Source organism: Kluyvera sp. CHPC 1.2972, assembly GCF_036759925.1.
Taxonomy (GTDB): domain Bacteria; phylum Pseudomonadota; class Gammaproteobacteria; order Enterobacterales; family Enterobacteriaceae; genus Kluyvera.
Genome location: NZ_JAPKIB010000001.1, coordinates 701,429 through 727,814, shown reverse-complemented (window position 1 = coordinate 727,814; position 26,386 = coordinate 701,429). Strand labels below are relative to the sequence as shown.

Sequence of the window (26,386 nt, the reverse complement as noted above, 5' to 3'; positions counted from 1 at the left end):
ATGTCCACCGGCTCGTACACTCCTGAAATCTGTAAAAATTGCTTTCCAGGGGACTTTTTGACGAAATCTGGACAGCCTTAACACTTCCTCAATACTCAAAAGAATACTGACTGGAGGAGGTGCATGATGACAACGTCCTATACCGTGGCAGATTACCTGCTCGATCGCCTCGCCGACTGCGGCGTTGACCACCTGTTTGGTGTTCCCGGAGACTACAACCTCCAGTTTCTTGACCACGTTATTGCGCATCGCCAGATTCGTTGGGTCGGCTGCGCGAATGAACTCAACGCCGCCTACGCCGCCGATGGCTATGCACGAATGCAGGGGTGCGGCGCGCTGCTCACTACCTTTGGCGTGGGTGAGCTGAGTGCGTTGAACGGAGTCGCGGGAAGCTTTGCTGAGCATGTTCCGGTACTGCATATTGTCGGTGCGCCCTGTACCGGTGCCCAGCAGCGACGTGAGTGTTTACACCACACGTTGGGTGATGGCAATTTCGATCGCTTCCGCCAGATGAGCGCGCCAATCTCGGTGGCGCAGGGCGTACTGGATGCGGCTAACGCGCGCGATGAAATAGACCGCGTGCTGCGCGATATTCTGCACTATAGCCGCCCTGGCTATCTGCTGCTGCCTGCGGATATCGCAGCGCTGCCAACCTCTCCCCCTGTAAACGCTCTCACCATGAATATGGCGGTGGCGGATCCCACTGAACTGGCGGATTTTGTCTCGCATGTCCGCGCTTTACTGCATGACCGCTGCCGTGTGTCGCTGTTGGCGGACGTGCTTGCGCTGCGCTTTGGGTTGCAATCGACGCTAAACAAATGGATGGATGCGGTGCCCATTCCTCACGCCACCATGCTAATGGGTAAAGGACTGTTCAATGAGACGCACGCTGGGTTTGTGGGGACTTACAGCGGTGGAGCCAGCCAGCCGGAAACGCGTGCAGCGATAGAAGATGCGGAGGTTATTTTTTGCATCGGCACCTGTTTTACCGACACGATCACGGCGGGCTTTACCCACCAGATCCCGGCAGAAAAATCGATTGAGATCCAGCCTTTTGCGGCACGGGTGGGGAAACGCTGGTTTAGCGGGATAGGTATGCAGGAGGCGGTGAATGCACTTATCGCGCTGAGTCGTGATTTTTCAGCACAGTGGCAAATTCAGCCTCCTCGAGCGCTGAAAACGACGACGGCGGATACGGGACAGTTGACCCAGCGTCATTTCTGGCAGGCGTTGGATAACTACCTGATGCCGCACGATATTGTGCTAGGCGATCAGGGGACGGCGGCGTTCGGGCTTGCCGATCTGACGCTGCCGCAGGGAGCCAGTCTGATCGTGCAGCCGCTATGGGGATCGATTGGTTACACCCTGCCAGCCGCGTTTGGCGCGCAGACCTCGCAGCCGGAGCGGCGTGTGGTGCTGGTGGTCGGGGATGGGGCTGCGCAGCTGACGATTCAGGAGCTCAGCTCAATGCTCCGCGATGGACTGAAGCCGCTGATCCTGCTGCTGAATAATGAAGGCTATACGGTTGAGCGGGCGATTCATGGCCCGGAAGAGCGCTATAACGATATCAGCTTATGGAACTGGACCCAGCTTCCACAGGCACTCAACCTGGACTGCCAGGCCGAGTGCTGGAAAGTGACTAATGTATCCCAGCTTAACGACGCGCTTTCACGCGCCGCGCGCCGGGACAGACTGACTTTTCTTGAGGTCATGCTGCCTAAAATGGATATCCCACCGCTGCTAAAAGCGGTCACGCAGGCGTTGGAGGCCCGCAACAGCAGCCATTAATCTTTACGTTTGCGCGGCACCATCATCGTGGGTTTCCCCGCCAGCAGGAGCCAGGCGGGGAGCATCACGATGCACAGCAGCGGCAGCAGCGTAGTATCGGGCACCACCACGGCGGCCATAAATAGGCTCAGCCAGGCATCGCGAGTAACCACTAAAACCAGCCCCAGAATAGCGCAGGAGACGGTAATCGCCGCCGGAACGGCATCTACATGGGCGTGCAGCATCAGGCCTAGCGCCACCGCGACAAATACCGCCGGGAAGATGCGCCCACCCCGGAACCCGCAGGCTGCCGCTACGACCAGCGCTGCCAGCTTGCTGAGTGCAAACAGCATATAGTCGCCTGCGCCGAAACTTTGACCTGCGGTTAGCCGCTGCATCTCATCCAGCCCTTTAAACAGGGTGATAGGCCCGCCCACGGTACCAATAATCCCCAGCACAAAACCGCCAACGCCAAGGATCAATACCGGATGTTTTAAACGGTGCATCAATGCGTGCAGATGCGGCAGACACCAGACGGCGACCATCCCAATGGCGATAGCAAAGACGGCGACAATCGCCCCGCTGAAAATATCGACGATGCGCAGCGTCTGATAATGCTCAATTGGTAGCGAAAACTGCGGATGAAAGAATACGCCGGTGGTTAATGCCCCGGCGGCGGCGGCCAGCAGCGGCGCAAACAGGCGGTCCCACAGCGGTGATTCGTTATTGCTGGTTAACGTCTGGGTGAAAATCAGCGCGGCGGCAACCGGGGTGCCAAACAGTGCGCCGATGGTGCCCGCTGCGGCGAGAATGGTCCAGTCCAGCGAACTCACGCGCGGGAAGACGCGTGCGCCCAGCGCAACCGCCAGTGCGATGTTCACCGACATAATCGGGTGCTCAGGGCCGAGGCTCACGCCGCCCGCCAGGCCGATAATTAACGCAATGACCAGTCCCGGTAGATGTGAAGGGGGAACCGCCGCGCCGATTAACGGTTCGCTGGCCGGGGCTATAGCGAATGACCAGACCGACGGCGATACCGGTCAGGGTCAGCATCAGGATTATCCAAAAAGGGGAGTCAAAGGCCACGCCGAACGTCGCGGGCAGATTGCGCCACAGCAGGTGCTGCAGCACGGCGGCGATTTTCATCACCACAATTAAAAGCAGGCTCGAGGCGATACCGATCAGCACCGCGGGAATAGAGAGCAACAACATCGTTCTGGCTCGCGGGTGGAGCATGTTTTTATCCTTTTGACTGAATGCTGAGGTTACTTTGCATTTTCCGGCGTTTACGTTCAGCGCAAATGATGCTGAAACGATACGGCGCGATAGCGCATCCGGCCTTTGCATCTGATAAGAATGACGCAAAAAATGTGACCGGGATCGATAATCCTGGGGTGCTCACACAAACGTCATTGTCGTGACAGCGCCTTGAATTTACAGTGTGACAAAGATTTATTCTGACTTTAGCGGAGCCGTAACGGAATGACAAAGTTTGCTTTAGTGGGTGATGTTGGGGGCACCAATGCGCGTCTGGCATTGTGCGATTTAGCCAGCGGTGAAATTTCGCAGGCGAAAACCTATTCCGGCCTGGATTATCCAAGCCTGGAAGCCGTTGTCCGCGTCTATCTCGACGAGCATAACGTGTCGGTCGAAGACGGCTGTATCGCGATTGCCTGCCCGATTACCGGTGACTGGGTGGCGATGACCAACCACACCTGGCAGTTCTCCATTGCCGAAATGAAGAAAAACCTCGGTTTCTCGCACCTGGAAATCATCAACGATTTCACCGCGGTCTCCATGGCGATTCCGATGCTGAAAAAAGAGCATCTGATCCAGTTCGGCGGCACCGAGCCGGTTGAAGGCAAACCGATCGCCGTTTACGGTGCGGGTACTGGCCTTGGCGTGGCGCATCTGGTTCACGTCGATAAGCGCTGGGTCAGCCTGCCTGGTGAAGGCGGCCACGTTGACTTCGCGCCAAACAGCGAAGAAGAGGGGATTATTCTCGAAGTACTGCGGGAAGAAATTGGTCATGTCTCCGCCGAGCGCGTGCTCTCCGGTCCAGGTCTGGTCAACCTCTACCGGGCCATTGTGAAGTCCGACAACCGTGTGCCGGAAAACTACAAGCCGAAGGATATTACCGAACGCGCGCTGGCGGATACCTGTACCGACTGCCGCCGTGCGCTGTCGCTGTTCTGCGTTATCATGGGGCGTTTTGGCGGTGATCTGGCGTTGACCCTTGGCACCTTTGGCGGCGTCTATATCGCCGGTGGCATCGTGCCGCGCTTCCTCGAGTTCTTTAAAGCCTCCGGCTTCCGCGGCGGGTTTGAAGATAAAGGCCGCTTTAAAGATTATGTTCACCCGATCCCGGTTTACCTGATTGTTCATGACAATCCAGGGCTGCTTGGCTCCGGTGCGCACCTGCGTCAAACGCTGGGCCAGGTACTGTAATCCCCGGCCCTATAAAACCAAAAACCGCGTTCATCGCGGTTTTTTTATTTTTACGCCAGAGGCGGTGTTCGGCCCAGAATCTCTTTACGGATAATCTCGGCCCCCGCGTTCAATGCCTTGAGCTTGCCACGTGCTACCTGACGAGGCAACGGCGCCATGCCGCAGTTGGTGGACGGGTAGAGGTTCTCTGCATCCACAAACTGCAGGGCTTTGCGCAGCGTATTGGCCACTTCTTCTGGCGTTTCAATCGCGTGGTTTGCCACGTCAATCGCCCCAACCATCACCTTTTTACCGCGAATCAGCTCCAGCAGATCCATCGGTACGCGGGAGTTATGGCACTCCAGCGAGATAATATCGATATTCGACGACTGCAGTTTCGGGAACGCTTCTTCGTACTGACGCCACTCTGAGCCCAGCGTCTTTTTCCAGTCGGTGTTGGCTTTAATGCCGTAGCCGTAGCAAATATGTACCGCGGTTTCGCATTTCAGCCCTTCAACGGCGCGCTCTAAGGCGGCGATGCCCCAGTCGTTAACTTCATCAAAGAAGACATTAAATGCCGGTTCATCGAACTGAATGATATCCACGCCAGCGGCTTCTAATTCACGGGCTTCCTGGTTAAGGATTTTGGCAAATTCCCACGCCAGCTTTTCGCGGCTTTTGTAGTGGTTGTCATACAGCGTATCAATCATGGTCATCGGCCCCGGCAGCGCCCATTTGATAGGCTGCTTAGTGAGCTGACGCAGGTAGCGTGCGTCTTCAACAAAGACCGGTTTCTGACGCGCCACTTCACCCACCACCGTCGGTACGCTCGCATCGTAGCGATTACGAATTTTCACGATCTCGCGTTTTTCAAAATCGACGCCGCTTAGGTGCTCAATAAAGGTAGTGACGAAGTGCTGACGGGTCTGCTCGCCGTCGCTGACGATATCGATACCGGCCAGCAGCTGTTCCTGCAGGGAGAGACGCAGCGCATCCTGTTTCCCTTCAATTAACTCGTCGTTCTGCAGCTTCCATGGAGACCATAGCGTCTCGGGCTGCGCCAGCCAGGAAGGTTTCGGCAGGCTGCCGGCGGTGGAAGTAGGGAGCAATGTTTTCATAGTCGATAACCTGGTATTTTTCGTTAATCAAAGAGCGTAGCTTGCGGACCATTGCTCAAGAATGTTCTGGTAAGGCTTAATAAAGTGCTCTTCGGTAAATTTGCCCTGCTCAATCGCTAACCGGCTACGCTCTTCGCGGTCGTAAACAATTTTGGTTAATGAGTGATCCTGCTGGTTCAGGTCTGGCTGATAGCACAGGCCCGCCGCTGAGTTGGCATTGTAAATTTCCGGGCGATAAATCTTCTGGAACGTCTCCATGGTGCTGATGGTGCTGATAAGCTCCAGGCTGGTGTAATCCGCCAGCAGGTCACCGGAGAAGAAGAAGGCCAGCGGTGCGACGCTGTTTTTTGGCATGAAATAGCGTACTTCCAGGCCCATTTTGCCGAAGTACTGCTCGGTCAGCGACGCGCTGCTCGGCTGATATTCAATGCCCAGCACCGGATGTTCATTGCCGGTACGGCGGTAGACATCTTTGCTGGACACGCTCAGGCAGATGACCGGCGCTTTTTTAAAGTTCGCTTTGTACTCTGCGGAGTGAGCGAAGAGCTTAAAGATATTGCCGTGCAGGTCGCCGAAGGTATCCGGGATGTTAAATTCTGTACGGTTTTTATTATGTTCTAACAGCAGGACGCTGAAGTCATAATCCCGCACGTAGGACGAGAAGTTATTGCCGACAATCCCTTCGATACGCTCGTTGGTCTGCTTATCAACAATATGCGTTTTCAAAATTTCGATGGCCGGGAAGGCGTTCGTTTTCCCGTCCGCATCGATATTCATTTCGACGGAAATAATTTCCAGCTCAACGGCATAGCGATCGCCTTTCGGGTTATCCCAATGCGCTAAGGTATTGAAGCGATTATCAATCATCTTCAGCGTATTGCGCAGGTTCTCCTGACGATTTTCCCCACGGGCCAGGTTCGCGAAGTTGGTGGTAATACGCGTATTTTCCGCCGGGTTATAGTTCTCGTCGAAACGGCTGCTTTTAATCGTAAAGGTAAAGTCTTTGTTCATCGCGTCTTGCATCCCGAGTGCTGAAATGAAAATTAAAATCACATCCTGGTACCCAGAGTTTGTGCTCTGGTTTGCTCATTCAGCAGTCTTAATGTTGCCGATAAGTTAATGTTGATAATTTATGCCAGAGGCGGTGGAAGAGGGAAAGCGACTTAATTTCATTGCAACATGAGAGAAGTTCATGGTGGTGGTCGCCGGGAAGGTGAAAAACATTCATTTTGCGTATAATGCGCTTTCGATTCGCTCAACAACCTTGTACTGACGACGATGAATCTCAATCGCTTTTGTTATTTGCTGCTGGCGCTGGCGGCTCTTGCCAGCATTTTTACACCCTATCCGCTGGCGGCGTGGTTCCTGCTGGCTAACGTTCTGACGCTGGTGATGTACGGCGCGGATAAACTGGCGGCTCGTCAGGGCTGGCGCAGGGTGCCGGAGGCCACGCTGCTGGCGTTTGGCGTAGTGGGTGGTTGGCCCGGCGCGCTGGTGGGGCAGCAGATTTTTCGCCATAAAACGCAAAAACAGCCGTTTAAAACGTACTTTATTATCAGTGTAATAGTGAGCGTTGCAGCGATGATAGCGGTGTATCTACTGCTGGATAAGGGGATGGTATGAACCTCTACATCACCGACCAGAAGGGTGGCTTAGCCTTGCAGCAAGGCAGCAGTATTGTGGTTGAATTTGATAACGGTAAAACGCTGGAACTGGCAGAAAGTCCGCAGCCGCTACCGGCGGAAATTCCCGACGGTATCCATATCTGGGGCGGGAGAATGCCCTCTGTCACCGCGGCTGATAATACGTTCTCGCCGCTGAACATCGTGCCGGTGGCGTCGAATGGCATGATTATCTCCCCGCATCATGAAAATATTTCTACTTGGGGCAGTATTGCGCTGTGTATTGCGGACGCTAATGGCGTTCTGCGTCAGGTGAAAGAGAACAAGCTGCTGATCGCGCTTAACAATGGCAAAACGGTGGAAGTCATGGCTGACTATGCCAGCAAAGGCCTGCTGATCTGGGGCGGGCGTGAACCGATTGCCGGGCTGCCGCAGGAAGAGACTCGAAAACGAACCGAAAGCCTGGGGCTCTTCCCGCTAGCGAGTAATGTTGTTCACCTCTTTCCCTATCAATTGGCATAGCGCTTCTGGTGCGAATCGCCGGATGGCGGCGTAAACGCCTTATCCGGCAATTCGTTCATGACATCATGAATTAGCGTTCGCTATCGGCATGCGTTTTATCCGGCGTCGATGCGGCCTTTTTTTCACGCAAAAGCCGCAGCATCCGGTTGTGCTGCCATAGGGCAATACGCTCCCGGAGAACAAAGGTTCTCAGCCCGCGAAAGGCGATAAGCGAGCCCCAGATAAGGGTGACGATCAGCGACCAATAGCTGCCAGGCGAGTAAACGTAGTTCACCGCCATCAGCCCGGCACAAACCAGCGTGGCAATGGTCAGAGCGCGGTAGAAGCGCGCTTCCTCCTGCACGCGATGTCTGGCGTCGTGAATCCGGGTATCCAGCGCTTCGCTTGTGGGATCTGTCTCCTCCGACAGTTCTGATACCGTAACATTAAATACCGAGGCCAGCGCGCTGATGGTTTCCAGCCCCGGAGTGTGTCCGCTTTCAATACGCTGTACCGTTCTCACCGACAGGGAGGCCAGCTGCGCCAGCTGTTCCTGCGACCATGCATTTTTGAGCCGGTAGGCTTTAATTTTCTCACTCGTACTCATTGCTGCTGCCTCGTAGATATGTGATAGCAAGAGTCTTGCACATCTTTCCCAACAGTGGCACGACAGGGAGGCGACACCAACCTGACAGGTGCCCGACACCTCATTTTGGATGGTTTTTTTTAACCTGAAAGGGATTGGTAAAATTCGCTATACCGTCCAGGATAACGGATGATAAAAGCATTAACGTACAGAGATAATGAAAAAGGGATAGCGCAGTGTTGAAAAAATTGGTCACCGGGCAACTGAGCTTGCCAATGACGTTCTGGGGATGGGGATTTTGTGGCGGGCTGGTGATAGGTATCTTTGGCCTTGTGGGTATACATACCGGCCATGCAGCTATCGTTCCGCTGTCCTATATCTTTAAGGTGATTCTGTTCGGTGCGGTCATTTCCGGTATTACGTTTATATTGCGCCGAAAAATCACGGTATTTGGCATACTGGCTTTTATTGTCGTTTTGATTCAGTTGATTCTGAACGTTGTCATGTTTATCGGGCTTTCTTCATTGCTGTTTGAATAAGATCTGCGTGAAAGGGGCTAGGTAAGTCAAGCTTGGCTTGGCTTAGAAATAGGGTGGAATAGAAGCATTTTCCCCTGTCGGATCACATTTATCGCTTCGGAAATACACCCGGTAAAATGGTGTGTTAGCATGGCTTCTGGTAAACACCTTTCAACTCAACCCGAGGCTTTGATGCTGGAGAATGTAATCATCCGATAATCAGCTTACCGACCTTTTTAGGCCGGACTGGTTATCAATGCGCCGAAATCGAATGCGGACACCGCTGCGTGTTTGCACGTTTTGCACATGATGATTAAACAGGTTTTCCAGTATGAATTTATCCCGTCAGGAACAACGTACCTTACACGTTCTCGCCAAAGGTGGCCGCATTACGCACGTCCGTGATACTTCAGGTCGCGTCACCGCCGTTGAATGCTATAGCCGCGAAGGGCTGCTGCTTTCCGACTGCACGCTCGCTGTTTTTAAAAAACTTAAAACAAAAAAACTCATCAAATCGGTTAATGGGCAACCGTACCGCATTAACACTACCGGGCTGAACAACGTTCGCGCCCAGCCAGATAATCGTTAAGGAGAGGATAATGGATATCCCACGCATTTTTACCATCAGTGAAAGTGAACATCGAATACATAACCCCTTTACGCCGGAAAAATACGCCACTCTGGGCCGAGTATTGCGCATGACACCGGGGGCACGGATCCTCGACCTGGGTAGTGGATCGGGTGAAATGCTTTGCACCTGGGCTAGTGACCACGGTATCACCGGTCTTGGTATCGACATGAGCCCGCTTTTTACAGAGCAGGCCAAACGGCGTTCCGAAGCATTGGGCGTCAGTGACCGTGTGCGTTTCCTTCACCAGGACGCCGCAGGATATGTGGCCGATGAAAAATGTGACGTTGCCGCCTGTGTTGGGGCAACCTGGATTGCGGATGGCTATCCCGGAACGATTCAATTGCTGGCAAAAAGTGTGAAGCCTGGGGGAATTCTCCTTATCGGTGAACCTTACTGGCGTCAGGTGCCCGCAACCCAGGAGATAGCCAAAGCGTGTGGCGCAACATCTCTGAGTGATTTTCTTACGCTGCCTGAACTGGTGATCTCTTTCTCCAGCCTGGGTTATGACGTCGTGGAAATGGTACTGGCTGATCAGGAGGGCTGGGATAGATACGAAGCGGCAAAATGGATGACTCTGCGCCGCTGGCTTGAGCTCAACCCAGATGATGACTTCGCACAAGAGGTGCGGGCAGAACTGACGATTGCACCAGAGCGTCATGTCCGTTGGACGAGAGAGTATTTTGGCTGGGGTGTTTTTGCGTTAATACGCCGATAAATTTGCGAGGGGACGGGCACCGCTGAAAAGTGGTGCCCGATAAACAAGAGAGATGAGGCCGTTCTCCCGCCACGTTTAAACAGACAATGCAGAAAATTCAGGTCGCAATAGCGGGTAGCGCTCCATCCATCTTTTCGTTGCGACCCGCTTCCTAAAAATTGCGGCCTTCTCCCCTTCAAACGGGGGCGTCGGCCTGAGACGCAGTTCGAATAGATCGTTCAGACCATACGGGGCGATCACCTCAATAACCCCATATTCACCTATTCTGACAGCCACCGCCGTTGCGGTTTCGGGCCAGAAGCTCAGAGCATGCTCCGTTGAGTGATAGGGAGGGTTATCGTTATGATGATGCATTCTAGCCTGGTTCTTTACCGACCAGTCAAAGGCGGGGGCAAGTTGTTGAAGCTGTTCTTCCTGGTGTCGATCCTCATTTGGGCTGCAATGGTTTTCATCGAAGAACACCACATCCACGTCGCCTGCTACAGGACGTGGGGTAAATCCATGTAGGTGATCCCACACCGCCTCTCGCACGAATCCTGCACCGATCCAGCCGTCCTGAAGCCTTAGGGTTTGCACAGCATGAAGCGCCTGCATTCTGCCAGGGTCGGCAAGTAAAAGACTCTGTAAGGTCTCTTGATAGGGCATCGCTTTCATCTACAGAATATCCTTTTAACGTCGCCCGTCCCCGAACTAGAGATGCATAATCTGGCGAAACTCTTTCACCTTGCTGCGGCTCACCGGTACCTGAAACTCCAGGTCGCGCAGACGCAGAATGTAGGTGTTATTAAACCACGGCTCTATCTCGCGAATTTTATTCAGGTTGACGCAAAAGGAGCGGTGGCAGCGGAAAAACTGACTGGCTGGCAGCCTGGCGCAAAACTCGGTGATATTCATCGGCATCACGTACGACTCACGTCGGGTGTAGACAAACGTCATCTTCTCGTGCGCTTCAGCGTAGTAGATGTCGTTTACCGGCGTCACGATGATGCGTTCGTCTTTAATCAGGTTAATGGTGTCGTTTTCACGCGGCGCGCTGCTGGCCACGCTGACGCCGCTGGACTGTTGCTGTTGCCAACTGGCCTCCAGTTTGTGCAGCATGGTGACGATGCGTGATTCCTGATACGGCTTCAGAATATAGTCGAACGCTTCCAGCTCAAAGGCTTCTACCGCATGCTCTTTCCATGCGGTGATAAAGACGATAAACGGCTTATGGGCAAACTGGCTGATGTTCTGCGCCAGCAGCACGCCGTCCAGAGACGGAATGTTGATGTCGAGGAAAATGGCATCCACTTTGTTGTGCTGCAAAAATTTCAGCACGTCGAGCCCGTCGTCAAACGTCCCGACAATCTCCATCTGACTATGCTGCTGAATCAGCCAGGTAAGCTCCTGCTGCGCCAGGAATTCATCTTCGACAATGATGACTTTCATGTAAGCTCCGGATTAGGGCAATAACGTGGCGGCGACCGGCACGGGCGTACGCTGGTTAGGAATATAGAACGACATTTCCGTGCCCGGCTCCAGACGGCGAATATGCAACCCCTCGCCGTACAGCAGCTTGACGCGGTGGTGGACGTTGAGCAGGCCTATCTTATTCCCCGGCATTTCGTTGGCCTCAACTCGCGCAATCACTAGCGGATCAATACCCGGCCCGGTATCGCGCACGCCAATGCGCACCCGGTTGCCGCACTCCGTCACGCTGATGGTGACCACGCCTTTCCCCTTGCTGCGCTGAATGCCGTGCACAATGGCGTTTTCCACTAACGGTTGGATCAGCAGGCTAGGGATCAGACAGTTCACCTCATCGTCAATATCATAAATGACCGTGAGCTTATCGCCGAAACGCGCCTGTTCGATGGCGATATAGTCTTTAATCTGGTACAGCTCTTTACGAATATCAATCTGCTCATCATCTTTTAATTCAATGTTATAGCGCAGGTAGCGTGAGAGATTGAAAATCAGCTGCCGGGCGGTATCCGGGTTCATGCGGATCGATGAAGAAATCGCATTCAGGGCGTTAAACAGGAAATGGGGATTGATTTTACTTTGCAGCGCACGCAGCTCTGCCTTATTTGCCATTTCCCGCAGCTGTTCGGCGCGAGAAACTTCCAGTTGGGTAGAGATGATTTGCGATAACCCTATCGCCATCTCCTGCAGCGAGGAGGTGATCTGGTGGGCGTGGCAGTAGTAAATTTTCAGCGTACCGGTGACGACTCCTTTCTCGGAAAGCGGGATCACCAGCATCGAGTGAATTTCCGGCGTACGATAGGCTTCATCATTGTTTTTAATGATGATTTCGTTGTTGTTGATCGCCTGCTTGGTGGTCGGGCTGATGGCATCATCGTTATTGTGGTAGTTATCTTCCCCGACGCCGACGTAGGCCAGTACCCGGTCGGTATTGGTGATCGCTACCGCGTCAGCGTGAATATCCTGACGGATGATGTCACAAATCTGGCGCAGCGTGTCGCTGTTTATCTGGCGAAACAGCGGCAGCGTTTTATTGGCGATATCCAGCGCCAGCTTGGCCTGACGCGCGGCGCTGGCCTCTTTTTCCCCCTCAACGCTCTGCACCAGCAGAACGATAAAGCCGATGCAGATGCTGCCAGCAATCATCGGGATACCGATCTTCGACACAATATCGACCCCAAGCGCCGTGGTTGGTGCAAAAAGAATAACCAGAATCATCGTGCCCGTTTCGCATAACATTCCGCCGAGGATCCCTACACGCCAATGCTGTTCTTTTGGGATTTTGCGATGAATGATGCTCGAAATAATGCCTGCGGCGATGGTGGTAATAAAACAAGGTATGGCGGTCACTCCGCCGATATCGCTTAAATAGCGGTACGCGCCGGCAATGATGCCGGTAATGATACCCACCCACGGACCGAAGAGGATCCCCGCGGACATCACCGAAATAATCCTGACGTTTACCAGCGACCCCTCCACCGGCACGCCGGACCAGGTACTGAAGATAGCGAACATCGAGAAAATGACCGTGACCGCCAGCAGCTCTTTCGGGGTATGCGCTGATTTATGCAGCAGTTCGCGGAACAGACGGATGCGAATCAGGAAAAAAAGACAGATCAGCATTAATGCGGCCCGATCATAGACCGCGAGCAGCATATCGAGTATTTCGTGCATGGGGGAGCGCCGAATGTTTTCAGGAAAGGGCTTATGATAAGAAACCCGACGGCGGATGACCAGCGGTACGCATGAATAGGGATAAACCTTATTTTTAAAAGGGGATTGATAGAAGAAATGAATCACCGAGGCGAAGCCATAAATTTGCGACCTGCCAGTACGGATCTAATGAAAACTTTTAGATAATATATTGTTATATATATGTTTTAATTTTAATGATTTTGACCGTTAGTGGTTGATACCTGTTCGCAGAGCTTCCTCTTTTCGTCTGGGAAATATTTTTTTACCTACCCCCTCGACAGCGCCAATTTTTTCAGGTTATTTTCTAGTCATGCCACATCGGTGGCAGCGTCGCTCGAACGGTTCGGGCGCTAACGTAAATCTGAGGAACCTATGGCTGACTCCAGTCCTGAACGCCGTTTTACGCGTATCGATCGCTTACCCCCTTATGTTTTTAACATTACCGCTGAACTGAAAATGGCTGCGCGTCGGCGCGGCGAAGATATTATCGATTTCAGTATGGGGAACCCGGACGGCGCGACGCCGCCGCACATCGTCGAAAAGCTTTGCACCGTGGCTCAACGCCCGGATACCCACGGCTACTCTACCTCACGCGGTATTCCGCGCCTGCGCCGGGCGATCTCTCGCTGGTATCAGGATCGTTACAACGTTGAGATCGACCCGGAAAGCGAAGCGATTGTGACCATTGGTTCGAAAGAGGGGCTAGCGCACCTGATGCTGGCGACGCTCGATCATGGTGATACCGTACTGGTGCCAAACCCGAGCTACCCGATCCATATCTACGGTGCGGTGATCGCCGGAGCCCAGGTGCGTTCTGTCCCGCTGGTGGAAGGGGTCGATTTCTTTAACGAGCTGGAGCGGGCGATCCGCGAAAGCTATCCGAAGCCGAAGATGATGATCTTAGGTTTCCCGTCAAACCCGACCGCGCAGTGCGTCGAGCTGGAATTCTTTGAAAAAGTGGTCGCACTGGCTAAACGTTACGACGTGCTGGTGGTGCATGACCTGGCCTACGCCGATATCGTCTACGATGGCTGGAAAGCGCCGTCGATTATGGAAGTCCCCGGTGCCCGCGACGTGGCGGTTGAATTCTTCACGTTGTCGAAAAGCTACAACATGGCGGGCTGGCGTATCGGCTTTATGGTGGGCAACAAAACCCTGGTCAACGCCCTGGCGCGTATTAAGAGCTATCACGACTACGGCACCTTCACCCCGCTGCAGGTGGCGGCCATTGCTGCGCTGGAAGGGGATCAGCAGTGCGTGCTTGATATTGCCGCACAGTACAAGCGCCGCCGTGATGTGCTGGTAAAAGGGTTACATGAAGCGGGCTGGATGGTCGACATGCCGAAAGCGTCGATGTACGTATGGGCTAAAATTCCCGAACAGTACGCCCATATGGGTTCGCTGGAGTTCGCCAAGAAGATGCTGCAGGACGCGAAGGTTTGCGTGTCGCCGGGCATCGGTTTTGGTGATTATGGTGATACCCACGTGCGCTTTGCGCTGATTGAAAACCGTGACCGTATTCGCCAGGCCATTCGCGGTATCAAAGCGATGTTCCGCGCCGACGGCCTGCTGCCGTCAGAGGGTAAATCGGCAGGCTGATCGCTTCATCCCCATAAAAGCAAACAGGAGCCAATCGGCTCCTGTTTTTTTTGCTTTTTATTGGCTAGATCATCAGGGCGAACGTGCCGGCAAAAACGATGACCATAAAGGAAATGCCCATAAAGAAATATTTCACGACTCATCTCTCCGCGTAATTTTTTCTACGCACTTATGACCGGGTGATACTGCGAGTTGATATCAACCGACGGAAAAATCTGACCCACTTTTCGCGGTTGGCATCACCTCAGAATTCTGTGCATTTGTGCTCCAGATGGCGCTAATGTACGCCTAAAGATGAGGGGAAACAAGAGGGATTTTTTTATTAATTTTTAGTTACTTACGAGTGTCGTGATTCAGCGACACTTTAATTTCATACGGTAATAAATTCCATTCTGGCGACGTTTCGTTTACCGCTTTTTGCTCGCTTAAACCCCATTGATTTTAAGGCTAATTTTGTGACGGATGTCGAAAAATCATCGCTCTGCTCCTGAACCTTCTTCGGTGAAATAGCAAAACCAAATGTGCTGCCGCTTTCGTGAGCGATCTCTGACTTTTGTCTTATCACACTGTCGCAAATCTAGACATATCGTAATTATCGATATATCAATAAACATACAATATTTACCAACCGTTAACATTAGGGGCGGAAATGGATCTGGGGATTGCGGGGAAACGGGCATTTATCTGCGCATCGTCGCAGGGGTTAGGGCTGGCGTGCGCGACGGCGCTGGCAGCGGAAGGCGTTCATGTCGCGCTGAACGGTCGCAATGAAGAGAAACTTGCCGCTGCGTCCGCTACGCTGCGCCAGCGTTTCCCCGGTGTAACGGTGACCACCATCGCCGCCGATCTCACTACGGGACAGGGGCGGGCTGAAATTGTTGCCCGCTATCCGCAGGTCGATATTCTGGTGACCAACAACGCCGGGCCGAAACCGGGAGTACTCAACGACTGGACAGAAGAGGCGCTGTTGTTGGCAATGGAGGCTAATTTTATCCCCGCCGTTCAGCTTATCCGCAGCTGGCTGCCCGGCATGCAGCAGCGGCGCTTTGGCCGCATCATCAATATCACCTCAGCAATGGTGAAATCGCCGCACTATATGATGGGGCTCTCCACCTCTGCACGCACGGCGCTGACGGCGATTTGCAAAGCCATCAGCCGCGAAGTCGTGGCCGATAACGTCACCATTAATAACCTGTTGCCGGAACGTATCGACACGCCGCGCCAGGCTTTTATGCTGCAACGGCTGATGAGTCTTGAAGGCATCACCCTTCAGGAAGCGCGTCAGCGCAGCGAACAGTCGATTGCCGCCGGGCGCTTTGGCCGCCCGGATGAATTTGCCGCCGCCTGCGCGTTTTTATGCAGCGAGCAGGCCGCTTATATCTCCGGACAAAACCTGCAGCTCGACGGTGGAACCTACGAGGGGCTGCTATGAACGCCGATATTCAGGCGCTGCTGGCGTTAGAAGCCCTCCGGCAGCAGGCGCTGGTCACGGCAGACACTGCGCTTCTGGCGACGCTCCTCGCCGACGAGCTACTGCATATCCACAGCACCGGCATGGCCCACAACAAAACGCAGCTTCTTCAGCACGTCAGCCGGATGGGCGGCTTTGTGGCGATTGACCGCCCGTTGCCGGATATCCGTCTTTGTGGCGATGTTGCCATTCTGAGCGGCGAGACGCGCAATACCGTCCGTCTGCTGGAGAGCGGTGAAGAGGCGGTTCGTCACGGTTTTTCCACGCTGGTGCTGCGTCGCTCGGCGCAGGGCTGGCTCATTGTGCTTTCGCAAATGACGCCGCTTACGGCGTAACAAAGGATGCTTTATGAAACTCGTACGTTATCGTCATGGCGGCCAAACGCGGCTGGGTAAAGTGGTGGGTGATCGGGTTGTGGATCTGTCAGAAACGGTGGGCGGCGGTGATTCAATGCGCCAGCTGTTGACGGTGCTGCCAGCCTACCGCAACGTGTTAGACGTGGCTACCGGCCCCTCGCTTGCCCTGAGCGATGTGGTACTGGCGGCCCCCATCCACGACCCGCAGAAATTTCTCGGTATTGGGATGAACTACCGCCAGCACGCGGAAGAGGCGCGGCAGGCGGGCATTCCCATTCCCGCTTCGCAAATGTGGTTCAACAAGCAGGTTTCCTGCATTAACGGGCCGTTTGATCCGGTGGTCAAGCCTGAAGTGACGCAGGAGATGGATTACGAAATTGAACTGGGGGTCGTCATTGGCCGCCGCTGCCGCCATGTACGTGCCGACGCAGCAAGCGAGGTGATTGCTGGATACCTGATCGTCAATGACGTCTCTGCCCGCGATTGGCTGAAGAAATCGCCGACCTTTACCCTCGGCAAATCCTTTGATACCCATGGGCCGATTGGGCCATGGATTGTCACCGCCGATGAGGTCAGTGACCCGATGGCGCTGGAGATGCAGCTTAGCGTTAACGGTGAACTGCGCCAGCGATCGTCGACGGCGGATATGATCTACAACATCTATCAGCAGATTGAATATCTGTCGTCGGTGATGACGCTCGAACCGGGCGATATTCTGGCGAGCGGGACGCCGTCCGGCATCGGCGCACCAACGGGGCGCTTCCTGCAGCCGGGTGACGTGATGCGGCTTTCCATCAGCGAGCTGGGGATGATTGAACACCGCGTTATCGCCGAGGGCAAGCCGTTATGACCAGCCGCGACTACCGTGATTATCTATTACCGCCGGACGCGCCACGCATTCTGGCGGCGCGCGATGTGGATGTTGCTACCTACGGCAGCAGAATGCTGGCGACCGACAAGGCGCGTGACCTTCAGGCCCAGTGGCAGGCGATGCTGGACGAAACCTATCGCGGTATTACCACCGATGGCCAGGTGCGCGAAGGGCTGTTTGCCCTTGAGGATGAAGGTTTTGATGTTGCCGGGGCGGTGTCGGCTGCGGCGGCCTTTTTGATGACGCTAACCCCTGACCAGCGCCAGCGTATCTGCCAGCCTATCGACGCGCCGCAGTGGCGGGCCTGGTATAACCCGGAGATCCCCTTTAACGACTACGGTGTGCGGCTGGAAGTGACAACCGTCGCGACGCGAGAGGCATTTCTCTTGCTGCTGCGCGCCTGTACCAGCCAGCAAGGCTTCGATAAAGTTCATCGCCTGATGGATGCCAACCATTTTCTTGGCGAACTGTATGATCTGAATAACATCATGAATCGCTGGAGCTTCCACTTTCTGCTGTTCGGCGAGCCGTCGCTGGAAAAACCCTGGGGCTGGAGCATCTACGGGCATCATGTGGCGTTCTGCTGCTTTATCGTCGGCCACCAGTTAACCATCGCGCCGACGTTTATGGGCGTGGAGCCGAACGTTATCGATCGTGGCGATGAGCACGACTGCACGCTGTTTAACGACGAGGAGCACGACGGTCTGGCGCTGATGCAATCGCTCACGCCCGAACAGCAGGCGCAGGCAACCCTTTTTCGCGAGATGGAAGATCCGTTGATGCCGCCGGAGCGCTTTAATTTCGCCGACCAGCGCCATCTTGGCGGCGCGTTTCAGGATAATCGTATTATTCCGTATGAAGGGATCTGCGTGGCGCAGTTTAATGCCGAGCAGCGGCAGAAATTGATGACCACGGTGGGGCGTTTTCTCGATCTCCTGCCCGACGGCCCGCGTCAGGCCCGGCTGGCGCTGATTGAGCGCTATCTGGATGAGACCTGGTGGTGCTGGATCGGCGGCTGTGGCGATGATGATGTCTTTTACTATCGGATTCAAAGCCCGGTGGTGATGCTGGAGTTTGATCATCACAACGGCATGTGGCTAACCAATGAGCAGCCAGCGCGTTTTCATATTCATACCATTACCCGTATTCCTAACGGGAATGATTACGGTAAAGCCCTGCTTCAGCAGTACCGCGGATAATATCCGCCTCTCTTTTTTGCCTTTCACGTCGCCGCTTATTCTCAGCGGCGGCGGGCGCAGTGACGCGCCAAATACAAAGCGGTAAATAAAAATATCTCTGTCACCTATATCGAGGTTATCTGGCAATGGAATTAAAAAAGTCATTCCGAGTCTCAACGATGGCGTTATTTCCGCTGGCGTTGTTTTGTAGTCAATGCTATGCCAATTCAGCGCCATTAGCTGAAAGTTCGGATGCATTTAACGATTGGCTCTCGCAGGGGAATATTTATGGCGAAGTCAAAACCATGCAGTTTTTTAAAGAGTTCACCGGCACCGTTTATGATAAAAGAACTCACGCGTTTGGCGGCAATATTCAATATGTCAGCCCGGAATTCTATGGTTTTAGTTTTGGTGTGGCGGATTACGCTTCCTGGAATTTAGGGTTTAACCCTGATGATCCAAATAAGACGGAAGGCTATCTCCCGGCGGATAATATCAACGTATTGGGAAAAGCCTATCTGCGCTACCACCAATATGGCTTTGATCTGCAGGGCGGACGAATTGCGCTGGATACGCCGTTTGCCAACGGTGGAGAAGGGCGCACCATGATCCCGGCGCTGTATGAAGGTTTTGGCGGTGATTATGCCTTTCTTGAACAAGAGAAAATGAAGCTCTACGGCTACCGTATTTATCGTTTTAAACCGTTTAGCTCTGATACCTTTGGCAAAGGCGATGCCGGGGCACCGGAAGTCGATGACACCAGTATCCCGACGGTGGACAGCGATGGTTTTACGACTATCGGTTTGCGCTATGGCCATCTGTTTGATGCTCAGGCTGAAGCCTGGTACTACAACTTTGATAAGCGTGCGCAGATGGCCTTTGCCGGTACCGAGTTGCCGGTTCGCGCGCTGAGCCTGGGGCAGTGGACGCCGTTTATTGGCGCGCAGTACCTGCACGAGTGGGATGCTAGCGACCAGAGCTGGCCCTACCGGAATGTTGATACCGACCTCTACTCTGCGCGGTTGGGTATTCGCTCGCGCAATCACAGTTTCGCGGTGATTGGCACCCATGTGCCGAGCAAAGATGACGCTTTCCTCAACGGCGCCTATTTTGCACCGTACAACTTCGGCATTTATGACACTACGCCGATTGAGGCCGGGCAGCCACTGGCCTCGATGATCACCAGCAACCAACCGGGTGATGCGCTGGCGGTGCGCTATGTCTACCATAATGAAAAAGCGCTGGCGGTGCTCGGCTATACCCGCCTGGAGTTGAAAGATTCCACCGGTATCTATTATCCAATTGCGGCGAAGAACATTAACGCCGGTTTTATGATTTTGGGCTACAACCTGACGCCACGATTACACGCTGAATTTGAATTCGACTACATTGATTCTCCATCGCCAGTTACCGGTGATTATCATGCCGAGCGACTGCGCCTGGTCTATAAATTTGGTGCGTTAAAACCGGACAGTGAATATTAATTTAATCAACCGATCTGCCTTTATTGGCAGATCGCTCAGGAGTTTTTTATGAAACCACATCGTGAAAGTATTTATAGCAACGCCTTTGTCCATAAAAACCCGGTGCCGGCGGCGAGTCGGGTTGGCAATATGATTTTCTCCGGTATTATTTATGGCCGCGATGCTGAAACGTTGATCGTCCCGGACGATATTGATGCACAGTGTGCGTTACTGTTTTCCCATATCAAGACGATTATTGAAGATGCCGGGGGGACGCTGGAACACATTGCTAAAATCACCTTTTGGATGCGGGATAAGAACGAACGCGAAACCGTGAATCACCACTGGCTACGCTATTTCCCGGACCCGGCATCGCGGCCCGCAAGGCATACTATTGAAGAGGCCGGTAGCGGTAATATTCGTATCCAGTGTGACTTTATCGCGGTGCTCTAATCTCCCCTTTTTTATCCTGCCTTTTTACTGCCGTTGATAAACACCTCTCAGCCCTGCAACATTACTTTGCGATATATTTAAAGTTTAGTTATGTTGCAGGGAGTGAATAAAGGAGTCGACGATGGAACCAACAATACGCTCCGGAAAAAAAACTGCCTCGCAGGAGACCCAGACCGCCTCGCCAAAAGCGGGGCAGGTGGGCCGCCGAGGGCGGATATTCGATTACGGTGAGCTACGTGTACTACTTCTGGCAATGCTGGCGGAACAACCCAGCCATGGCTACGAATTGATTAACGATATTAAAGCCCGCTTTGGTGGGTTATACAAACCAAGCCCTGGGGTTATCTACCCCACCTTAACCTGGCTCTATGACCGGAACTACGCGGTGATTGATCTCGAAAAAGGCGGGCGTAAGCGCTATAGCATTACCGGCGAGGGGGAAGCCTGGCTTGCGGCTAACCAGTCGGTGATTGAGATGCTGAAGTCGCGAGCGGCCCCGCAGGGTCATCGCGAATCTCCGATGGTACTGGTGGAGGCGATGGATCATCTGAAAAAGGCGCTGAGTCTGCGGGTGAAGTATGAGCCACTGCCCGCGACGATGATAGACAGCCTGGCGCAGGCGATTCATCTCGCTGCCGAACGTATCGAGCACCTGCTGACGACGCCCGCCCCCACCGAGGGTGAGCATACCAGCGTGGCGAGCATCAATACGCCGAACGCGGCGCGCTTTATGCGACGACTGTGTACCCATTTTCAGCATCGAACTCCGGTGGTCAGCGATGAGCAGAGCGGGCAATTCCGCCTGAGCATTGGTGAGGTGCGCCTTGATGTGCTGGAAAACATGCTGCGGGTGACGTTGACGGCTGCCGAGATGGACGATCTGGTTGAGATGGAGACGATTCTGGAGCGTCACCTGGCGGAAGCCGCGGTGCGTGAAACGCTGGATATTGATTGGCAGCGCCGATAAACAAGTGTAGCCCGGCCGAGCGGAGCGACGCCGGGATGGCTCGGGCTCACTCCAGGCGATGTTAAACAAAAATCCCGGCCAAGGCCGGGATTTTTGTTTTAGTCCAGATGGAACATTCGCGCGGCGTTACCACCGAGAATATTGGCTTTATCCTCCGCCGAAATATCCAGACTGTTAATGGTATCTACGCCCTGGAAGAACCAGTCTTTCCGAATTGGGTAGGAGCTGCCATAAAGAATATTCTTCCCGCCAATCACCTTCACCGCCGCTTCCAGCTGGGCTTTGCCCCACTGCGGTGCGCCAGAAGTATCGAAGAAAATGTTGTTGCTCAACTGCGCGCGCAGGTTGCCGGTGCCGGTCTGGAAGCGATCGACGGCATCGTTAAACTGATGCTGCGGTGGTACTAGCATATCGGCGAAAGCGTAGAACGCGCCGCCCAGCATGGAGTGGATAAAGCGCAGGTTTGGCAGTTCGTCGAACATGCCGCTAAACAGTTCGCGGCCAACGGCGGTGGCCTGGTCGATGCAGCGGCCAAACTGGCGGCGTTGGTTGGTGTACGGCAGCACGGAATTGAAGTCTACCGGCAGCGGGGTGTGGTGAACCACGACCGGGACTTCCAGTGAGTTCAGGTATTTCAGGTACGGACGGAACGCCGGATCGTCGAGGTAAATTTGCCCGTAGTGCGCCACGATCTGCGCCCCGCGGAAGCCCAGTTGATTCAGACAACGATCAACTTCGCGCAGGCACTCTTCGGTCCCCCACGGCGGAACCACCGCCAGCGCTGACATTTTGCCGCCGCTGCGTTTTACGTACTCGGCCATGCGATCGTTAACCTTTTTACAGGTCTCCAGATCCAGCCACTCCTGCCACACCGGCAGACGGAAGATAGCGTGGTCGACCCCGGCTTTCTCCATATCCGCCAGTTGGCTTTCCAGGGTGTATTGCCCCTCGGCGTAGTTCAGGTTCACGTAGCCTTTTGGCTGTTCGATAATCAGCTGCTTGAGCGGCTTGCCTTCAATCTGTTCTACGCGGGTGTGCACGCCGTACTGTTTTGGCACGCAGTCTAAAAAGGCGTTCAGCAGTTTTTGATCCTGGAACAGGTCGCCTGGCAGCCAGTGCATGTTGGCATCAATAATCTTAGTCATTCTCTTTTTCCTTTATTTTTCACGTGTGTTGTTGGGTAAAGCGTTATTTCTGTTCAGTGGCAAAGACAGACTTATATTTCCCCGGTGGGACGCTCTCTTTATTACCTGGAATACGCATACCGGCTTTGGCGTGGTATTCGCTGAATATGGCCAGTGCCTCTTCGTGCGGGAAAATGGCTTCGATATCATCGAATGGTTTGCCGCCGCTGCGCTCTTCAACGATGCGGCGCACCACTTCCGGGCCTTCGCCGCGCGACGCCAGCACCAGCCAGTTCACCTTCTCGCGCCGCTCTTCTTCATAGGCTTTCAGCGCGGCAACCGGGTCGGCGATGGCAGACAGCTTTTCTGCCACCACGCGAGCGTCAACAAACGCCTGGCAGACGCTGTTGCCGCCACGCGGGTACATGGCGTGCGCGGCATCGCCGAGCAGGGTGACGCGACCAAACGACCATTGCGGGAGCGGATCGTGGTCAATCAGTGGGAAGAGATAGCATTCGCGGGCGTTACGGATCATTTCGCCAACGTTAAGGAACGGGAGCTGGCAGTCGTCAAAGACGTGCTCAATCTCCTTCACGCCGGTCTCCTGGTTCCAATCCTCTTCGCTTTGCGGTTTCTCTGACTGCTCCATGACCCAGTTGACGAGCTGATTGCCTTTGCCATCGACGTTGTCCTGAATCGGGTAGACGATGATGGTGCCCTGGCGGATCGGATCGCCGATATGCAGGATGGCGCCGCCGCCTTTGATCGGCGGCATCACTGTCACGCCGCGATAAAGCGTCAGCCCGGAGAAGTGGCTGCGCTGGGATTCCGGCAGCAGTTTGCCGCGCACCGCTGAGCGAATGCCGTCGACGCCGATGACCACATCGGCACGGACGCGGGTAGGTGCGGCTGGGTTATGGCGGTTATCGAAATAGACGGTGACACCGTTTTCATCTTCAACAAAATCGGTGCAGCGGCAGCCTAGGGTGATCGCGTCTGCGCCCAGACGTTCCTGCACGGCGCGGTAGAGCATCATCTGCAGATGGCCACGGTGTACAAAGCGCTGATCGTGCTCGTAGCCCATATGGCGGCCGCAGGCTTCACCGAAGATCTGCTGGCCGTAGCCGGTGTAGAAAATGGACTCTTTGGCCTCAACGGAGATGTCGCAGAACGTCTCGTACAGACCCAGTTCGGTCAGCTCTTTGACCGCATAAGGTTTAATATCCACGCCGACACCGAGTGGTTTTATCTCTTGTACCGTTTCAAATAAACGGGGTTTAAATCCCTGCTGGTGCAGACGAAGGGCCGTAGCTAACCCTGCCGGACCGGCACCAATAATGACGATATCCAACATAATGACTTCCTCAGAGTGTGTTTTATGTCGTGCTTAGTTCACGGACGATTTGTTGATATCAGCGCCGTCCGGGGCGCGTTGTTCAGCCGTTGGTTTATGGTTGGGGTCACGCAGCCAGATGGGGAGCCCCACCAGGCAAACGGCGAGCCCGACCAGCACCAGCAGCGCTAACGAATGACCAGAGGCGTTTTGCAACGCGTGGAAGAACAGCGGCGGCCCAAGGAAAACGCCGATCAGCGTCAACTGGGTAATCAGCCCGCTGGTGGCGCCGATGCTTTCACGAGATGGCGCGACGATAGGCGCCAGCGCCCACATGCCGACCAGCAGGCCGCTGCCGAAGGTGAAAACCCAGGAGGCGAAAATTGACGGCCACAGCCCCGGCTGTAGGCTAAAGATGAGCAGGGCGGGCAGACCGGTCAGCACGATCCCGGCGAGGCCGATTCGAACCGCTTTCACGCCGCGGTTAATCAGCGCGCCGACCATCAGACAACCCACGCCGTTGCAGACCATGGCAACCACGTTCCAGCGCGACACCATCATCGGGTCAACGCCGTAGCTTTTCGCCAGCCACGGGGCAAGGGTCGTGATAACGCCGGTTTGTAGGAACGCATCGGCCCCGAATGAGATCCCGAGCAACCACGGCAACGGGCTTTTCAGCACATCGCGTAGGCCACGGGTTCGTGAGAACATCGCTTTTTCTTCCACGGTACGGCGCGGCAGACAAAGCTGGGCCAGACCGACCAGCAACAGCGTCAGCACCGAGTGAGCGAGGAACGCCGCGCGCCAGCTGGCAAAGTGGTCGGCGAGCCCGGCGGAGAGAAACGGCAGCAGGAAGCTTGCCGGTACAAAGGTAGACCACAGGGCCATCGCCATGGTGCGCTGCTTGCCGGTGGTGATACGAATCAGTAGCGTCACGGCGGCCACGGCGGTGAGCACGTAGCCCACACCGGTAATGGCTCGGCTGACCAACAGCAGCTTAAAGGTTGGCGCGCCGATCACCAGCAGATCGCCGATGATAATCACCACGGCGCCAATCAGCAGCACCACACGATCGCCGATGCGGTCAACGGTGTAACCCGCCAGCAGCGCGCCGAGTGCCACCATCAGAGACGGCAGCGACATCACCAGCCCAACCTGCCCGTGCTCGGCAATATGGAACTCTTTTGCAATTGACCCCAGCTCGGTTACCGCTTCGCTGACGGTCATCGCTGCCATCACCCCAAGGGCGTAGGCAACGAGGATCCTGAGATACGTATTCTGTAAGAATGTAGCCACAATCGTACTCCTGAATGCTGTTAAATGTGCCTTCATGCCAGTGGTGGCGCGCAGGCGTTGCGGTACAGCGTGTTACGATTTGCTATATCAGGCGTCGTTCGCCATCGCCAGGAAACGTTCCAGATCCGGGGGATCGACTCTCAGTGCAGGTGGCTGCGGGGTCACGTTGGCAAAGGTGGTCGCTTCGGTAAACCATTTGTTCTGCGCGGGAAGCCCCCACTGATCGGCCCGCTGCGGATCGGCCAGATCCCAGCCGATGGCTGGCTCCAGGTCGATGTGCTGGTAGTGGGTGTTAAATAACTCAATACGGTGCCCGTCCGGGTCGCGGAAATAGAGGAATAGCGCGCCGCTGATACCGTGCCTGCCCGGCCCACGCTCAAGCTGTGGGGCATAACCTAGCGCACCGGCAACGTCGCAGGCGCGGATCATGTCGTTGCTGTCCGGTAGGGTGTAAGCGAAATGGTGCAGACGCGGGCCAACGCCGTTGGTAAAGACGATGTCGTGCGGGTTGCCTTTGCGCTGCATCCATACTCCCCATAGCTGCTCTTTGCCATCCAGTTCGGACCAGGTGTATTCGCTGGTACGAAAGCCGAGCTGCTGGTAGAAACGCCAGGCGCTGCGTACGTCGCTGGCCTGCAGTTGGTAGTGATCCAGACGTTGGGCGCAGGCCCCGCGATAGCGATCGTAGCGCTTAAGCATGCGTTCGCAGGGCGTCATCGTGGCGCAAAACTCCAGCGGCACGCCGATACTGTCGTTCACGTGCAGAGTCAGCCCCTGCCAGGGAACGTCCACCAGACGTGCGTCAGCGCCGCGCTCGCTGAAATAGTCGAACGCGCGCTTGATATCGTCATCGCTGTGCATCCGCATGCCAATCCGTGTGCACTCTGGCTTCGGGCCTTTACGCAGCACCAGGCTGTGGTGCCCGCGCTCTTCCAGGCCGCGCAGCCAGACGGTGTGCTCGTCTTCATCGCTGACGACGAGTCCAATCAGTTCGGTATAAAAGTGTTTGCTGGCCGCCAGATCGCGAACGTGAAGCACCACATGGCTGGCTCGCGTTACGTTAAACGGCGGGAGGCTAACTATTTCATCAATTTGCTGCATTGTCGGGCTCTCTCTATCAGTCAGTAGGGTACGTAGCGGCTCTTTGGCCGCTTGGGGTGGTACGGGTGCTGATTAAGACAAGGCTCACCATCTAGATATATCTTTTATTGCGATATATCTAATTTGTGTA

Annotated in this window: 26 protein-coding genes and 1 pseudogene; 15 read left to right on the top strand and 12 right to left on the bottom strand. The window is 54.7% G+C overall.

Translation table 11 applies throughout. The features are described 5' to 3' along the window. Positions 1-126: 126 nt before the first annotated feature. Positions 127-1,788: an alpha-keto acid decarboxylase family protein gene (locus V6944_RS03475; protein ID WP_333497923.1), complete on the top strand. Its 1,662-nt coding sequence runs from the start codon at positions 127-129 to the stop codon at positions 1,786-1,788. Here the strand turns inward: V6944_RS03475 and V6944_RS03470 are convergent. Further along, positions 1,785-3,003, bottom strand: a pseudogene (locus V6944_RS03470) (ion channel protein). The gene V6944_RS03475 and the pseudogene V6944_RS03470 sit on opposite strands and share 4 nt — an antisense overlap. Before the next feature lie 246 nt (positions 3,004-3,249). Between V6944_RS03470 and glk the strand changes: the two are divergent. Beyond that, positions 3,250-4,215 (top strand): glucokinase, encoded by a 966-nt coding sequence (gene glk / locus V6944_RS03465; RefSeq protein ID WP_333497892.1) that lies wholly within the window; start codon positions 3,250-3,252, stop codon positions 4,213-4,215. A gap of 50 nt (positions 4,216-4,265) precedes the next feature. Here glk and V6944_RS03460 read toward each other — a convergent pair whose 3' ends face one another. Continuing rightward, entirely contained in the window at positions 4,266-5,312 is a 1,047-nt protein-coding gene (locus tag V6944_RS03460) for a methionine synthase (RefSeq protein WP_333497891.1), read from the bottom strand. A gap of 27 nt (positions 5,313-5,339) precedes the next feature. Continuing rightward, positions 5,340-6,323: a DUF1852 domain-containing protein gene (locus tag V6944_RS03455; RefSeq protein ID WP_333497890.1), complete on the bottom strand. Its 984-nt coding sequence runs from the start codon at positions 6,321-6,323 to the stop codon at positions 5,340-5,342. 267 nt (positions 6,324-6,590) lie between these two features. On the opposite strand from V6944_RS03455, the gene V6944_RS03450 reads away from it, so the two are divergent. Continuing rightward, positions 6,591-6,935, top strand: a complete 345-nt coding sequence (locus tag V6944_RS03450) for a DUF1294 domain-containing protein (protein ID WP_333497889.1) — start codon at positions 6,591-6,593, stop codon at positions 6,933-6,935. After that, positions 6,932-7,456: a hypothetical protein gene (locus V6944_RS03445; RefSeq protein ID WP_333497888.1), complete on the top strand. Its 525-nt coding sequence runs from the start codon at positions 6,932-6,934 to the stop codon at positions 7,454-7,456. Before V6944_RS03450 ends, V6944_RS03445 begins: the two co-directional genes overlap by 4 nt. Positions 7,457-7,526: 70 nt before the next feature. On the opposite strand, the gene V6944_RS03440 is transcribed toward V6944_RS03445, so the two are convergent. Then, a complete protein-coding gene (locus V6944_RS03440; RefSeq protein WP_333497887.1) occupies positions 7,527-8,042 on the bottom strand; it encodes a helix-turn-helix domain-containing protein in 516 nt (171 codons plus the stop codon). Between the two features lie 215 nt (positions 8,043-8,257). On the opposite strand from V6944_RS03440, the gene V6944_RS03435 reads away from it, so the two are divergent. The 3 genes from V6944_RS03435 (at position 8,258) to V6944_RS03425 (ending at position 9,885) form a co-directional block, all read left to right on the top strand. Then, the gene (locus V6944_RS03435) at positions 8,258-8,560 is read left to right on the top strand and encodes a hypothetical protein (RefSeq protein WP_333497886.1); all 303 of its coding nucleotides are present in this window, start codon (positions 8,258-8,260) and stop codon (positions 8,558-8,560) included. A gap of 310 nt (positions 8,561-8,870) precedes the next feature. Further along, complete coding sequence (locus tag V6944_RS03430) at positions 8,871-9,128, top strand: YjhX family toxin (protein WP_333497885.1); 258 nt, start codon at positions 8,871-8,873, stop codon at positions 9,126-9,128. 10 nt (positions 9,129-9,138) lie between these two features. Next, complete coding sequence (locus tag V6944_RS03425) at positions 9,139-9,885, top strand: SAM-dependent methyltransferase (RefSeq protein WP_333497884.1); 747 nt, start codon at positions 9,139-9,141, stop codon at positions 9,883-9,885. 75 nt (positions 9,886-9,960) lie between these two features. Here V6944_RS03425 and V6944_RS03420 read toward each other — a convergent pair whose 3' ends face one another. The 3 genes from V6944_RS03420 to V6944_RS03410 are packed head-to-tail and all read right to left on the bottom strand — an operon-like array spanning position 9,961 to position 13,023. Next, positions 9,961-10,530 carry a nucleotidyltransferase family protein gene (locus tag V6944_RS03420; protein WP_333497922.1) on the bottom strand — a complete coding sequence of 190 codons (570 nt, stop codon included), beginning with the start codon at positions 10,528-10,530 and terminating at the stop codon, positions 9,961-9,963. Between the two features lie 45 nt (positions 10,531-10,575). Then, positions 10,576-11,313, bottom strand: coding sequence for a LytR/AlgR family response regulator transcription factor (locus V6944_RS03415; RefSeq protein ID WP_333497883.1), 738 nt, complete (start codon positions 11,311-11,313; stop codon positions 10,576-10,578). A gap of 12 nt (positions 11,314-11,325) precedes the next feature. Further along, entirely contained in the window at positions 11,326-13,023 is a 1,698-nt protein-coding gene (locus V6944_RS03410; protein ID WP_333497882.1) for a sensor histidine kinase, read from the bottom strand. A gap of 393 nt (positions 13,024-13,416) precedes the next feature. Here V6944_RS03410 and alaC point away from each other — a divergent pair, with 393 nt between their 5' ends. Further along, positions 13,417-14,643, top strand: coding sequence for an alanine transaminase (alaC, locus tag V6944_RS03405; protein WP_333497881.1), 1,227 nt, complete (start codon positions 13,417-13,419; stop codon positions 14,641-14,643). A 64-nt stretch (positions 14,644-14,707) separates the two neighbouring features. Here the strand turns inward: alaC and ypdK are convergent, their stop codons facing one another. After that, complete coding sequence (gene ypdK, locus V6944_RS03400; protein WP_100249902.1) at positions 14,708-14,779, bottom strand: membrane protein YpdK; 72 nt, start codon at positions 14,777-14,779, stop codon at positions 14,708-14,710. Positions 14,780-15,292: 513 nt separating this feature from the next. Here ypdK and V6944_RS03395 point away from each other — a divergent pair. The 7 genes from V6944_RS03395 to V6944_RS03365 all read left to right on the top strand — a co-directional run bounded on the left by V6944_RS03395 (position 15,293) and on the right by V6944_RS03365 (position 21,402). Beyond that, the gene (locus V6944_RS03395; RefSeq protein ID WP_333497880.1) at positions 15,293-16,075 is read left to right on the top strand and encodes an SDR family oxidoreductase; all 783 of its coding nucleotides are present in this window, start codon (positions 15,293-15,295) and stop codon (positions 16,073-16,075) included. Further along, entirely contained in the window at positions 16,072-16,449 is a 378-nt protein-coding gene (locus tag V6944_RS03390) for a nuclear transport factor 2 family protein (protein WP_333497879.1), read from the top strand. Before V6944_RS03395 ends, V6944_RS03390 begins: the two co-directional genes overlap by 4 nt. A gap of 13 nt (positions 16,450-16,462) precedes the next feature. Next, positions 16,463-17,320, top strand: coding sequence for a fumarylacetoacetate hydrolase family protein (locus tag V6944_RS03385; protein ID WP_333497878.1), 858 nt, complete (start codon positions 16,463-16,465; stop codon positions 17,318-17,320). Beyond that, a complete protein-coding gene (locus V6944_RS03380; protein ID WP_333497877.1) occupies positions 17,317-18,540 on the top strand; it encodes a DUF3500 domain-containing protein in 1,224 nt (407 codons plus the stop codon). Before V6944_RS03385 ends, V6944_RS03380 begins: the two co-directional genes overlap by 4 nt. A gap of 284 nt (positions 18,541-18,824) precedes the next feature. Next, entirely contained in the window at positions 18,825-20,003 is a 1,179-nt protein-coding gene (locus V6944_RS03375; RefSeq protein ID WP_333497876.1) for a hypothetical protein, read from the top strand. Between the two features lie 48 nt (positions 20,004-20,051). Continuing rightward, positions 20,052-20,435: a RidA family protein gene (locus V6944_RS03370; RefSeq protein ID WP_333497875.1), complete on the top strand. Its 384-nt coding sequence runs from the start codon at positions 20,052-20,054 to the stop codon at positions 20,433-20,435. 121 nt (positions 20,436-20,556) lie between these two features. Next, the gene (locus V6944_RS03365) at positions 20,557-21,402 is read left to right on the top strand and encodes a DUF2218 domain-containing protein (RefSeq protein ID WP_333497874.1); all 846 of its coding nucleotides are present in this window, start codon (positions 20,557-20,559) and stop codon (positions 21,400-21,402) included. 98 nt (positions 21,403-21,500) lie between these two features. On the opposite strand, the gene V6944_RS03360 is transcribed toward V6944_RS03365, so the two are convergent. The 4 genes from V6944_RS03360 to hpaD form a co-directional block, all read right to left on the bottom strand. Next, a complete protein-coding gene (locus V6944_RS03360; protein WP_333497873.1) occupies positions 21,501-22,547 on the bottom strand; it encodes an amidohydrolase family protein in 1,047 nt (348 codons plus the stop codon). Positions 22,548-22,590: 43 nt separating this feature from the next. Continuing rightward, positions 22,591-23,880, bottom strand: a complete 1,290-nt coding sequence (locus V6944_RS03355; RefSeq protein WP_333497872.1) for an FAD-dependent monooxygenase — start codon at positions 23,878-23,880, stop codon at positions 22,591-22,593. Positions 23,881-23,913: 33 nt separating this feature from the next. Next, positions 23,914-25,155, bottom strand: a complete 1,242-nt coding sequence (locus tag V6944_RS03350; RefSeq protein WP_333497871.1) for an MFS transporter — start codon at positions 25,153-25,155, stop codon at positions 23,914-23,916. Between the two features lie 87 nt (positions 25,156-25,242). Then, positions 25,243-26,256, bottom strand: coding sequence for a 3,4-dihydroxyphenylacetate 2,3-dioxygenase (gene hpaD / locus V6944_RS03345; protein ID WP_333497870.1), 1,014 nt, complete (start codon positions 26,254-26,256; stop codon positions 25,243-25,245). Positions 26,257-26,386: the final 130 nt, after the last annotated feature.